The 11,124-nt window shown below is 72.2% G+C and carries 13 protein-coding genes; 4 read left to right on the forward strand and 9 right to left on the reverse strand.

The features are described 5' to 3' along the window. The first annotated feature begins 123 nt into the window (after positions 1 to 123). Entirely contained in the window at positions 124 to 765 is a 642-nt protein-coding gene (locus ACZ3YL_RS03565; protein ID WP_188305960.1) for a hypothetical protein, read from the forward strand. Between the two features lie 70 nt (positions 766 to 835). Beyond that, on the forward strand, positions 836 to 991 hold the full coding sequence (locus tag ACZ3YL_RS03570; protein ID WP_465655095.1) for a hypothetical protein: 156 nt from the start codon (positions 836 to 838) through the stop codon (positions 989 to 991). A gap of 9 nt (positions 992 to 1,000) precedes the next feature. On the opposite strand, the gene ACZ3YL_RS03575 is transcribed toward ACZ3YL_RS03570, so the two are convergent. The 7 genes from ACZ3YL_RS03575 to ACZ3YL_RS03605 all read right to left on the reverse strand — a co-directional run bounded on the left by ACZ3YL_RS03575 (position 1,001) and on the right by ACZ3YL_RS03605 (position 4,374). After that, positions 1,001 to 1,645: an L-threonylcarbamoyladenylate synthase gene (locus tag ACZ3YL_RS03575; protein WP_465655097.1), complete on the reverse strand. Its 645-nt coding sequence runs from the start codon at positions 1,643 to 1,645 to the stop codon at positions 1,001 to 1,003. A gap of 460 nt (positions 1,646 to 2,105) precedes the next feature. After that, positions 2,106 to 2,270 (reverse strand): hypothetical protein, encoded by a 165-nt coding sequence (locus tag ACZ3YL_RS03580; protein WP_188305957.1) that lies wholly within the window; start codon positions 2,268 to 2,270, stop codon positions 2,106 to 2,108. A 26-nt stretch (positions 2,271 to 2,296) separates the two neighbouring features. Beyond that, positions 2,297 to 2,500 (reverse strand): CsbD family protein, encoded by a 204-nt coding sequence (locus tag ACZ3YL_RS03585; protein WP_188305956.1) that lies wholly within the window; start codon positions 2,498 to 2,500, stop codon positions 2,297 to 2,299. A gap of 116 nt (positions 2,501 to 2,616) precedes the next feature. After that, positions 2,617 to 3,018, reverse strand: coding sequence for a DUF2267 domain-containing protein (locus ACZ3YL_RS03590; RefSeq protein ID WP_188305955.1), 402 nt, complete (start codon positions 3,016 to 3,018; stop codon positions 2,617 to 2,619). A 42-nt stretch (positions 3,019 to 3,060) separates the two neighbouring features. Then, on the reverse strand, positions 3,061 to 3,468 hold the full coding sequence (locus tag ACZ3YL_RS03595) for a DUF2267 domain-containing protein (RefSeq protein ID WP_188305954.1): 408 nt from the start codon (positions 3,466 to 3,468) through the stop codon (positions 3,061 to 3,063). A 6-nt stretch (positions 3,469 to 3,474) separates the two neighbouring features. Next, positions 3,475 to 3,813 (reverse strand): STAS domain-containing protein, encoded by a 339-nt coding sequence (locus ACZ3YL_RS03600; protein WP_465655101.1) that lies wholly within the window; start codon positions 3,811 to 3,813, stop codon positions 3,475 to 3,477. Positions 3,814 to 3,933: 120 nt separating this feature from the next. After that, on the reverse strand, positions 3,934 to 4,374 hold the full coding sequence (locus ACZ3YL_RS03605) for an Hsp20/alpha crystallin family protein (RefSeq protein ID WP_188305952.1): 441 nt from the start codon (positions 4,372 to 4,374) through the stop codon (positions 3,934 to 3,936). A 109-nt stretch (positions 4,375 to 4,483) separates the two neighbouring features. Here ACZ3YL_RS03605 and ACZ3YL_RS03610 point away from each other — a divergent pair, with 109 nt between their 5' ends. Next, positions 4,484 to 5,155: a hypothetical protein gene (locus tag ACZ3YL_RS03610; protein ID WP_465655103.1), complete on the forward strand. Its 672-nt coding sequence runs from the start codon at positions 4,484 to 4,486 to the stop codon at positions 5,153 to 5,155. Between the two features lie 597 nt (positions 5,156 to 5,752). Here ACZ3YL_RS03610 and ACZ3YL_RS03615 read toward each other — a convergent pair. Then, entirely contained in the window at positions 5,753 to 7,501 is a 1,749-nt protein-coding gene (locus ACZ3YL_RS03615) for an NAD(P)/FAD-dependent oxidoreductase (protein ID WP_465655105.1), read from the reverse strand. Between the two features lie 771 nt (positions 7,502 to 8,272). On the opposite strand from ACZ3YL_RS03615, the gene ACZ3YL_RS03620 reads away from it, so the two are divergent. Beyond that, positions 8,273 to 9,505, forward strand: a complete 1,233-nt coding sequence (locus tag ACZ3YL_RS03620) for a PucR family transcriptional regulator (RefSeq protein WP_465655107.1) — start codon at positions 8,273 to 8,275, stop codon at positions 9,503 to 9,505. On the opposite strand, the gene ACZ3YL_RS03625 is transcribed toward ACZ3YL_RS03620, so the two are convergent. Then, positions 9,497 to 10,666 (reverse strand): MFS transporter, encoded by a 1,170-nt coding sequence (locus ACZ3YL_RS03625; protein ID WP_465655109.1) that lies wholly within the window; start codon positions 10,664 to 10,666, stop codon positions 9,497 to 9,499. The two genes, ACZ3YL_RS03620 and ACZ3YL_RS03625, sit on opposite strands and share 9 nt — an antisense overlap. Positions 10,667 to 11,124: the final 458 nt, after the last annotated feature.

The following is an 11,124-nucleotide window of genomic DNA, read 5'->3' on the forward strand; positions in this document are numbered from 1 at the left end:
GGCCGGGTCGCTGGGCGGGCCGCGCCCCGGCCCAGCGGCCACGCCCCCGCGTCTCCCGCTCCGGTGCCTGGAAACGGAACCCGGCCACCGCCGACGGCCCCCGACCCGAGCAAGGACACCAGCGTGTACGAGTACACCGACCGCAAGAACCGCACCCTGACCGACCGCATCAACGAAGCCGCCCAGCGCCGCCCGGACCCCGGCACCGAGCAGGACAAGGCCGCAGCCACCGCACTGCTCGCCGACCTGCTCAACGCCGCCGCCCAGCACGGCATCACCCTCGACGTCTTCGACTGGGTCACCGACCTGCCCGGCACCTGCCACCGGGCCGTGGCCAGGCGCCGCGACCTCGCCGACCGCGTCCACGCCGCCGCCGAACGCCACCCGGACCACGGCACCGAGCACGACCAGGCCGCAGCCACCGCGCTGCTCGGCGACATCCTGCACGCCGCGGCGAAACACGGCATCACCCTCGACACCTTCGACTGGGTCACCGACCTGCCCAGCACCTGCTACCGCGCCGTCCTCAGGCGCCGCGACCTGGCCGACCGCGTCGACGAAGCGGCCCAACGCCGCACCGCCCCCGGCACCGAGGAACAGAAGGCCGCCGCGACCGCACTCCTGGCCGACATGCTCAACGCCGCGGCGAAGCACGGCATCTTCCTCGACACCTTCGACTGGGTCACCGACCTGCCCGGAAACTGCTACGCCGCCGTCGTCTCACCCCTGCACGCACGAGCCGCTCACTGGGCCACCGCCGGCTGAACCCGGCGGGCCGCGCCGTCCCGGTCCAGAAACCGCCCCGTCGGCCGGGCCCCAGGGAGAGAGTGCCCCGGTGCTGGGACGGCGCACCCGCCCGTTGGCGCTGCCGACGGCCCGGGTCGCCGTCGTCGGCCCGTCCTACCGGCTCGCCGACGGCACCGCCCGTCTGGTCAGCGCCCGTCTGGTCAGCGCCCGCGGCCGCGGGCTGCCCGCCGGCGCGGCGGCGTGACCGGGTTGCTCAGCGTTCCGCCAGGTCCGGGACGACCTCACGCAGCCGTTCGGCGCTGATCGCGCCCGCGCGCAGGAGGACGGGGGCCGTGCCGGTGATGTCCACGATCGAGGACGGCACGGCCGCCGGGGTCGGGCCCGCGTCGAGGTAGACGGCCACCGCCTCGCCGAGCATGCCCTGGGCGGCGTCGCAGTCCTGCGGCGACGGCTTGCCGGTCAGGTTGGCGCTGGAGACGGCCAGCGGCCCGGTGGCCATGAGCAGATCGAGGGCGACCGGGTGCGCCGGCATCCGGACCGCCACGGTGCCGTGCGTCTCCCCCAGGTCCCACCGGAGCGAGGGCTTGTGGCGGGCGACCAGCGTGAGTCCGCCCGGCCAGAACGCCTGCATGAGCTCCCGCGCCCGCTGCGGCAGGTCGTCGACCAGGGCGTCCAGATCGTCCGGCGAGCCGACCAGCACCGGCGAGGGCATGTTCCGGCCCCGCCCCTTGGCATCGAGCAACCGCGCGACGGCCTCGGGGCCGAAGGCATCGGCACCGAGGCCGTAGACGGTGTCGGTGGGCAGCACCACGATCTCGCCCCGGCGTACCGCCGAGACGGCCTCGCCCAGGCCCATGGCACGCTCGGCCGCCACCGAGCAGTCGAAACGACGTGACATCGCAGTTCTCCAACCGAGCGGGACATCCCGCTTCTCCTCGCGCGGGGAAGACCCGACGCGGCCGACCGCGGTCACATTACCCGCCGCCTTCCGCCTTCCGGAACGAGGGCCGCGTCCCCGCTGTGCTGCCGTCGGCCGGAGCCGGCCGGCCTCGGCCGGGCCGGGAACCTCCAGGTCCCAGCGTTGCGCGGCCCGCTGGCATGCTCCTGCGAGGTTGCGCCGGATGAGGTGGTGCCAGCGGGGCCGCCAGTGGGCCTCGGACCGGAGCCGCCCGATGCGCCGCGGCAGGAGCAGCCGGGTCCGGGGCGTCCGGGTGCTGTCGGTCACGCAACCGCTGACCCCTCTTTCCCCGTACCGGTCCCGTGACGGGGTGGCCGGCCGTCCGAGGACGCCGGTGGGGCGGGAAGCCGGGGAGGCTGTCCCGCCCCACCGGATCGGGGCCGGCGGCGCTGCGCCGCTCCTACCTGCGCGCGCCTCTCCCGCGGCTCAGGCGCACACCGCCGAACACCAGGGCGGCGATGAACAGCACGGCGCCGATGACGAGCAGCCACAGCAGGCCCTTCACCAGGGCGCCGACGAAGCCGAACACCACCGCGATCAGCAGGATGAACAGGAACAGTGCCATGCCGTTGTCCTCCTTCGGCGCGAACGTCAGTCGTTGCGCTTGAGGGCGCCCTTCACCCGGTCGGCGGCGCCGTGCACGGCGTCCTTGACGTCGTCGGCGGCCTGCCTGACCTTGGACTCCGCCTGGTCGGCCTGGCCCTCGCCCTTGAGTTCCTGGTCTCCGGTCAGGTCGCCGGTCTTCTCCTTCGCCTTGCCGGTCAGTTCCTGCGCCTTGTTCGACAGGTCACCCATCGGTTCCTCCAGTGGTCCGTCGGCGGTGCGGTGGCACCGCTCGTTCGTCACTCTTTGCCCGGTATGGGGGCTTTCATTCCTCCCTCGGTGCGGGCGACCGCCCACCCGGTGCGGGGTCAGGCGGCGGCAGGGGCGAGGTCGGCGCGGCCGAACAGGAGGGCATAGCCGCGCGGCAGGTAGTCGAGGAGTCGGGCGGTGAGGTCGTCGCCGACGAGGTCGGCGAGGGCGGTGAGGACGCAGGAGGCGTCCCAGCGGGCGGTGGCGAGGGTGGTGTTGAGGTTGCGCGCGACGGCTTCGACGAAGGCGGGGGCCGTGGCGGGGCGCCCGAGGGGGATGGGGGTGACGAGGGTGGCGCGAGCGTGTTCGGGCAGTGCGGCGGCGAGGGCGCAGCGTTCGTCGCCGGCCAGCTGGGAGCCGAGTATGCCCAGGACGGTGTCGAGGACGTGTTCGGCCTGCTCGTCGCTGGGGTAGCGGCCGAGGGTGCGCAGTCGCTGGATCAGGCGGCGGTGGCGGGTCATGGCGGGTGGCCTTCCTGGTGGGCTGCCGCGCAGGTGCGGCGGTCAGGGGTGTCGGCCGGAGGCAGCGGGGCGGCCGAAGAGGGTGTCGTAGCCGGGCGGGAGCTGGAGCAGGATCTGCTCCATGAGGTCGTCGCCGGCGGCGTCGGCGACGGTGGACAGGACGGCACCGATGTCCCACAGGGCGGTGGCCTCGGTGGCGCCCTCGATCCAGGCGGCGGTGGCGCGCACGAACCGTTCGGGGCTGAGCGGTGCGGCGGCCTGGAGCGGGCTGAGCAGGATCAGGGCGAGGTGTTCGGGCAGGTGGGCGGCGAGGTCGACGCGGACCTGCCCGATGAGGTGGGCGCCGAGCAGGGCGAGCACGACGCGGGCCGCACCCTCCGCTTCCTCGGGCGTGCTGTACTCGCCGCGTTCGCGGACGGTGTCAAGGAATGCTTCCCAGCGGATCGTCACCGTTGTTCACCTTCCTCCCGGGTGAGGGGTGGACGGGGCCCTCCCGGCGGCCGGACCGGGGACGGGGGTCAGGCGACGGGTGAGGCCGGTGAGCTTGAGGAGGCGGGCCACGGGGCGGCTGATGCCGTACAGGACGAGACGGCGTCCGCTGTGGTCGGCCTGGTCGCGAGCCTGGATGAGGGCGCCGAGGCCCACGCAGTCCATGAAGGTGACCTGCGACAGGTCGAGCGCCACCACGAGGTGTTCGTCGAGCGCGCGTTCCAGTTCGCGGCGGAGGCGCGGGGCGGTGTCGAGGTCGATCTCACCGCGCGCCCGGACCGTGAACGGGCTCAGCAGGGTGGTCATCGCAGGGCTCGCAGTCCCTCCCGCCCGCCGCGGCGGGCGGGAGAGCGGAAGGGGTGGGAGTGTCCCGCGCCGCCCCTCGGGGGGATCAGGGGCGGCACGGGACGGTCTGGGCGTGGCCGGTCAGGCCCGGATCTGCTTGCGGTCGCCGCTGTGGCTGATCGCGATCTTGCGGGGCTTGGCCTTCTCGGCGACCGGGATCTTCAAGGTCAGCACGCCGGCGTCGTAGTCGGCGGTGATCCCTTCCGGGTCGAGGGTGTCGGAGAGCATGACCTGCCGGGAGAACACGCCGAGCGGGCGCTCGGAGAGCTCCCACTTCACGCCCTCGCCCTCGCCCTCGCGGCGGGGGCGGCGCTCGGCCTTGACGGTCAGCATGTTCCGTTCGACGTCGATGTCGATCGCCTGCGGGTCCACCCCGGGCAGGTCGAAGCAGATCACGTACTCGTCACCGGCGCGGTAGGCGTCCAGCGGCATCGGGGTCGGACGCGACCAGGTGCCGGTCGTGTTCAGGAACTGCTGGGTCAGCCGGTCCAGCTCGCGGAACGGGTCAGTGCGCATCAGCATTGCGAAACACCTCCACTGATCGATGGGTGCCAGTGCGCTTCACCTGTCACCGTTGTAGCACGTCGTCCATTCAACGACAAGCGGAGTGTGTCATCGGTAGAATGACGTCATGACTACGAAGCCCCCGAAGCCCGAACCCGGCCCCGGGCCGGTCTCCTTCCTTGCCGCCGCCGCGGCACTCGCCTCCATCGACGACGCCGTCCGCACCGCCCGCGCACCCCACGCCGCCACCCAGGACACCGTGGAGGACGGTGCCGAACAGGCACTGGCCGCCCTGGTCCTGCTGCGCGAGCTGCGCACCCAGCTCGCAGGCTGGGAGGCCCCGCTGGTCGAGGCCGCCCGCGCCGGCGGCGCCACCTGGACCGATCTCGCCCGCCCCATGGGCGTCGCCAGCCGTCAGGCCGCCGAGAACCGCTACCTGCGCCTGCGCCCCGCCGGCACCACCGCACCCGGGGAGACCGGAGCCGAGCGCGTCAAGGCCGTACGCGACCGCCGGGCCGCCGACCGCGCCGTCAGCGCCTGGGCCCGCGACCACGGCGCCGCCCTGCGTGTCCTGGCCGCCCAGATCACCGCCGCCTCCGGCCACGTCCCGGCCGCCGGGCCCGCGCTGACCGCACTCACCACCGCCCTCGGCGCCGCCGACCCCGCCGACCTGATAGCCCCCCTGGCCGAGATCCGGCCCCACCTCGCCACCGCCCACCCCGATCTCGCCGACCGACTCGACGACCTCACCCGCCAGACCGACCGACTCCGCGATGACAGCGACCAACGACGCGCCTGACCCCCACACCACCGGCCCCGACCGGTGGCAGCCCATCCTCCGGAAACTGGCAGACCTCGAAACCCGGGTCCGCACCCTGGGCAGCGAGACCACCGCCGCCCTGGACACGCACCTGGCCCGACTCGATGCCCTGCGCCACCAACTGGCCCACCCCGGCCGGCCTCACGGCGGGGCAGCCCAGGAACCCGGCCGCAGCCGCGCGGCATCACCGGCGCCCCGCCGAGCGGCCCGTCACCCGTCGACGTGATCAACAACCTTCCCAGCACGGCGGGACAGCCGGCGGCACCCACCACCCGCTCAGGACGGACCGGCACCGGATCGCGTACCGGTCCGACGGCCGGCCGGTGCGTCCGCCGTGTCGGGCCCGGGAACCACGGCGTACCGGTTCGGGTCCGTGCGGGCGGAGTCCTCGCGCAGGACCGAGAGGTTCGGCATGGTGTCTTCCGGGACGGTGGGCCGGGCCAGGCCGCGGGGAACGGGACACACGGCCTGGCCCGGGGCAGGTGGGGATCACACGGGGACGGAGGTGGTCCCGGAGGGTTCCGCGCCGCGGGAGAGGGAGCGGTTCACGCGGCTCGACCGGCTCGCGACGGCTGATCAGTGCGCACGGGCGGCGGCGCGCCGGGCGCGGCGCCGGCTGCCGTTGACCATGTCGGTGAAGCGGTCGACAGCCCACGCCGTGCGCAGGCCGAACGGACCCAGCATCACGAAGGGTGGGAATTTCGGTTCCTTCGCCCAGATGCCGTCCAGGTCCTCGTGTCGCGATCCGTCCACGATCAGGTCGGCGATGAGTGACCCGACGTACGGCGCCTGGGCCAGTCCGTGTCCGTTGCACGCGATCGAGTAGTAGACGTCGTCCTCGATCCGGCCTGCGATCGACAGGAAGGACGAGGTCATCGCGATCCAGCCTCCCCACGCGCGTGCCACGGCGACGTCCGCGAGGCCGGGGAAGCGACTGGCGAACGCGCCGGCGAGCTCTTCGACCATGGCCCGGTCCGGGGCCTTTGCCGGGAGCGGGTACCGCTCACCCCGTTCGACGCGGCGGACGCCGAACACGATGGTGTTGCGCGGGGTGAGGCGGTAGTGCTCCATGATCTGGTGCTGGGTGATCACCCCTGATCGACTGCTCCAGCCCAGCGCGGCGATGCGTTCCGGGGCGATCGGCTCCGTCTCCATCTCGATGAGCCACATCGGCACCGAGAGGCGCTCGGGGGTGATGGCCCACTCGCCCGAGTACGCGTTCGTCGCGAGCACGACCGTGTTCGCTCGCACGCTGCCGCGAGGCGTCGAGATCACCACCTTGCCGCGGTCCCGCCTGACGTCGGTGACCCTGGTCCGTTCGAACACCTGCGCCGATGACGCGAGCACGGCGCCACGCACCCCGCGGCTCAGCTTGCCGGGATTCAGTGCTCCGCCCACGGCTTCCCGCATACCGCCCACGAAGGTGCGGGGGATGCCGAGTTCCTCGCTGGTACCGACCGTTCCCCGCCCTCCGGCGCGCCGGAGGATCGCGGCGATGGTCCGCGTCCGCAGCATCTGTCCTCGTCCCACCGCGGCGAAGGCGAGGCCGTTGGGCTCGTAGTCGCAGTCGATGTGGTGGGTCCTGATGAGGTCCTCCGTGAAGCGCGCCGAGTTCTCGGCCAGCTGCACCAGGCCGGGCACCTTCCTGGGGTAGAAGAGGCTCAGCAGTCGCAGGTCGCCGCCCGGGACGGAGGCGACCTGGCCCCCGTTGCGGGAGCTGGCGCCGTAGCCGCAGAACTCGGCTTCCAGCAGCACCACCTCCCGACCGCGCTCGGCGAGCCGCAGGGCCGTCGCCATGCCGCCCATGCCGCCGCCGATGACGGCGACGTCGCACGTGAGGTCGCCGTCGAGGCTCGGGAGGACGTCCGTGGGCGGGTCGATCCAGCCGGTGAAGGTGCTGTACTCGATGGTGTCGATGTTCATGACGGTGCGATCGCTTTCTGAGTCGGCCGCGGGCCCGGTGCCGCCATGACGTCGTGCAGGGCGCGGTGGGCGGAGAAGTGGCAGCCTGATGAGCTGCTCCAGGTGGTTCTCCTCGACCGTCTCCCGGAGGTAGTCCCGGATCAGCGGTGCGTCGGCGATCGCGGCTTCGTGGCGCCACGGCTTGAACGCGTAGCCGAAGGTGTGGAGGTCCGAGTCCGAGCGGATGCCCGGATAGCGGAAGAGGTCCCAGGTGCCGCCGATGGTGTCGCGGCCCTCGAGCACGAGCAGGGACTTGCCGGGCAGTTCCCGGCTGAAATAGCTGGCCGCACCGATACCGGAGATGCCCGCTCCGATGATGACCACGTCGAACTCCTCGACGGCGTCACGCACCTCAGTTGTCATGGCGTTTCCTCGCTGTTCCCGGGGTGGTGACCTCACTGTCGCCAGCCACGGCCACCGGTGAGAACGACAGCGCGCACCTGCTTCGCACCGGGCCCGGTGCACGATGCACCAGCCGGCCCGGCGGCGCCGCCCCGAGCCGCCGTCGACAGCCGAACACCCCGCCGGCCGACGTGCCCCCGGCGCTTCGAGAAGCCGGGCGCCCGGGGACGTCTCCGAAGCGGCCCGCCTCGCCGCAGGCCTTGTCGCAGGCCCTTGTCGTGACATCACGGGCGTGATAGAGCTTTGCGGCGATTACCGGTACTCATCACCCACCGCGGTCACCACGGGTCCGGAGCCCGGAGGAGTGCCTGTGGCGTCGGAGGGGCAGAACGCGGATCTCGCCGCCCCACGGCGGCGGAGGACGCGCCGGTCCGGCTCAGGTGGCCGCACCGACCCAGTTACTCGTCGTCCGACCCCGGCGAGCCGGCACCGCCCGGCCGGCCGGCTGAAAGGTGGTCACGTGGCCGGTCTCTCCACGACAGGGCGCTGCGAAGCCCCGGCGCGTGCGGCAGGCGCGGCCGACCTGCGGCACCGCGGGCTCGGTGGGCCGCAGACCGTCCGCGCGGTCGTCGCCGCGGTGGCGCCGTTCGGGATGGCCCCTCTCGCTGCCGTCGGCGGGTTGACGACGGGCGCCTTCGCTGCGGGCCGTGCCGCCGGCTCGCGCCTCCCCTGCCGGTGACGCCGCGCATGTCGGGAGCACCGGCTCCTCGAGGCCAGGAGCAGACTTCGGATATGGACGAGCTGTGGCCCCCGCCCTCCCTTGAGGTCGCCGACGCGATCAGGTCGTTGTGCCAGCGCCTGTTGACGGAAACGGACACCTTGCTCGACGCCGTCGCAAGGCCTTCTCTCGTGGCCCAGAACGATCCCGCCCTCCTCGCGGACGCCTCCCTGGTCGAGGAGGATCGCGAGCTCAACCGCTCCGATCTCCTCCAATGGCTGACGGCGAACATCCAGCAGCCGGGACGGCGGGTGGAGCCCTACGTGGGCCCGAGGACCACGGCGTACATCAATGACCTCGTCTCCCGTGGCATCGCGCCCGACTTCGCCGGTGCCTGGCGCGTGGCCCTGGGGATCGGATGGCGGCGGTGGCTGGAGGAGTGCGCGGCGCACTGCGCCGACCGTGACCTCCTGGTCGGCGTCCTGGACGTGTCGGCGAAGTCGCTGGTGCAGTACGCCCTCGACTCGGTCCTGGCCCTGCGCGAAGCCGGCCTCGCCGCGGCGATGGGCAATGCGGACGCCGACGCGATCGCCCTGATCCAGCTGATCGCCGGCGGGGCGCCGATGGCGGAGGATCTCGCCGAAGGACGCCTGCACTACCGGATGGCGCGCTGGCACACCGGTCTCGTGCTGTGGATCGACGACCCCCGGCAGGTCGACGCTCTGGACGAGGCGGTCTCGGCCGTGCGTTCCGTCGCTTCGGGTCGAAGCGCCCTGGTGGCGCGTGCCAGCGCCACGTCGCGTTGGATCTGGCTCTCGGGAGCAGGCATCCCGGACCTTCACCCAGTGGAGAAGGTCATGGCGACGGCTGACGAGGTTCGTGGGGCGGTGGGAAGGCCTGGGCATGGTCTCGAAGGGTTCCGGTCCAGTCACCAGGACGCTCTCGCGGCGCAGGCACTGGTCATCCGGCTTGGGTCCGATCGGCAGTTCCTCGCCTACGCCGACGTCGAGCTGATCGACGCGCTCACCAAGGATCGGGCCGGCGCCCGCCGGTTCGTCCTCAACACCCTCGGTCCGCTGGTCGAAGCCGACCCGGCACTACGGCAGGCACTCCTCACCTACGTGCAGTGCGGCTTCAACACCACCCGGGCGGCCGCCAACCTCTACGCGCACCGGAACACCGTCGAGCGGAGGGTCTCGCGCGCGAACGAGCTCTCGGCGGTCAAGGTGGAGGACAACCCGACCCACGTGGCGGCCGCGCTCCTCGTGCTGGACATCGCGCCCGACATCGCGACCGGTTCAAGCTGAACTCACGGCACCGGGGCCGACTTGGTGCTCCAGCTTCCTGAACCAGTGCAGGGCCGGGAGAGCGAGCAGGGTGGCGGTCAGCAGGGCCGTGAAGGCCATCGCGGGGCGGGTGACGAACAGTCCGACTGCCGTCGCCAGCAGTACCCCTCCGAGATTGCCCGCCATCCAGATGAGTCCAGCCGCCGTGCTCTCGGCTTCGGGCGCGTGTCGCTCGCTCAGGGACAGCACGATGGGAAGAGCGGGGAGCAGCACGAAGCCCGTCCCGGTGAGGGTGAGAAAGGCCGTGAGTGTGCTGGGGATCAGGGCGAGATGCAGGCAGGCCACAGCGGTGAAAGCGATCGCGACACCCATGACATCGATCTCGCGGCCGCGCCGATCTGCCCAGACCGGCACGACAGCACAGCCGATCACCCCGGCGATCATGGTCAGCGCGAGGATGAGGCCGGCGGTGGACTCAGGGACGCCTGCCGGCGCCAACAGCGGTTGCACGAACGTCGCGAGTGCGATGAACGTGCCCATGGGGATGGCGACGACCGCACACAGACGTCGTACGTATCGATTGCCGAACGCCGCGCGAAAGGCACGGAGGCCGCCGGTCGCGGCCGCGGACTCGCGGTTCGCATGCGGCGGGAAGCGAAGTGCCGCGATGAGACACAGCCCCGCGTCCATGGCGATCAGGGCTGTGATGAGGGTCAGGGTACGGATCTGGCTCTCACCAGGCAGGAACGCGCCGAGCAGGTAGCTCAGGACCATGCCGGCGAACGTGGCGGAGGACGCGACGGCGATCCCGGTGGCACGGTGCCGTTCCGCCAGGTAGCCCGCGGCAAGACCCGGTACGGCGTTCAGGATGAAGGGCTGTCCCACCGCGGCGACGACCTGGCCGACGAACGCCCAGGTGAAATCGTCCGCAACCAGTCTCAGAAACGCCCCTGACGCGGTGAGCACCGCGCCGATCACGAGGGCTGGACGCAGAAACCGGTCGAGCGCGATGCCGGCGGGGACGGCCAGCAGGACGTAGATCAGCGGGAAGACCTGGGAGAGCCAGCCGATCTCGCCGACGGAAACGCCGAAGTGCCGCGCGGCGTCCTGCGTCACGGGTGCGTAGTTCACGAAGAGCGCCTGGGTCGCGACTGCCAGGAGTCCGTAGCCCAGGAAGACCACCCACCGACTCTTCGGCTGCTCCACGCTCGGCGCAGCCGTGGTCGCGGCGACGCGTGCGACCCGTACGTTCTCGTTCGCGGTTCTGGATCTTGTGTGACGGCCATGCGACTCGCCGCGCCTCCGGGCGCTGAGTCGGATCATGACCGTGGCGACGACGCCTGCACCCAGGACGGCAGCTCCGCGCGCTCGTCGCTGTGCGGTCGACAACTCCGGCATCTCATTGTCCTTGTCGGTCGATCGTGGTGCTCCACTGTCGCGATCCGGATGACCCTTGGGTAGGGCACGGTGCACCCCGGTTGGCGCGGCGCTGTGCACTCGGCACTACCGGTGGTGGCCTCGGAGTCGCCGTTGTGGGACTTGCACCGCTGAGCGACGGACTTCGGGGCGGCGGCGGGGCCGGTTCCACGGTCGGTGCGGGCGCCGTGACGTTCGCCGTCACCGGTGCCGACACGTGCCCG

The organism is Kitasatospora sp. NPDC023176, from assembly GCF_055560495.1.

Excerpts from the sequence above, each read along its gene's own strand:
- ACZ3YL_RS03575 (WP_465655097.1), bottom strand. The coding sequence starts at position 1,645 with ATGTCACGTCGTTTCGACTGCTCGGTGGCGGCCGAGCGTGCCATGGGC.
- ACZ3YL_RS03580 (WP_188305957.1), bottom strand. The coding sequence starts at position 2,270 with ATGGCACTGTTCCTGTTCATCCTGCTGATCGCGGTGGTGTTCGGCTTC.
- ACZ3YL_RS03585 (WP_188305956.1), bottom strand. The coding sequence starts at position 2,500 with ATGGGTGACCTGTCGAACAAGGCGCAGGAACTGACCGGCAAGGCGAAG.
- ACZ3YL_RS03590 (WP_188305955.1), bottom strand. The coding sequence starts at position 3,018 with ATGACCCGCCACCGCCGCCTGATCCAGCGACTGCGCACCCTCGGCCGC.
- ACZ3YL_RS03600 (WP_465655101.1), bottom strand. The coding sequence starts at position 3,813 with ATGACCACCCTGCTGAGCCCGTTCACGGTCCGGGCGCGCGGTGAGATC.
- ACZ3YL_RS03605 (WP_188305952.1), bottom strand. The coding sequence starts at position 4,374 with ATGCTGATGCGCACTGACCCGTTCCGCGAGCTGGACCGGCTGACCCAG.
- ACZ3YL_RS03610 (WP_465655103.1), top strand. The coding sequence starts at position 4,484 with ATGACTACGAAGCCCCCGAAGCCCGAACCCGGCCCCGGGCCGGTCTCC.
- ACZ3YL_RS03615 (WP_465655105.1), bottom strand. The coding sequence starts at position 7,501 with ATGACAACTGAGGTGCGTGACGCCGTCGAGGAGTTCGACGTGGTCATC.
- ACZ3YL_RS03620 (WP_465655107.1), top strand. The coding sequence starts at position 8,273 with ATGGACGAGCTGTGGCCCCCGCCCTCCCTTGAGGTCGCCGACGCGATC.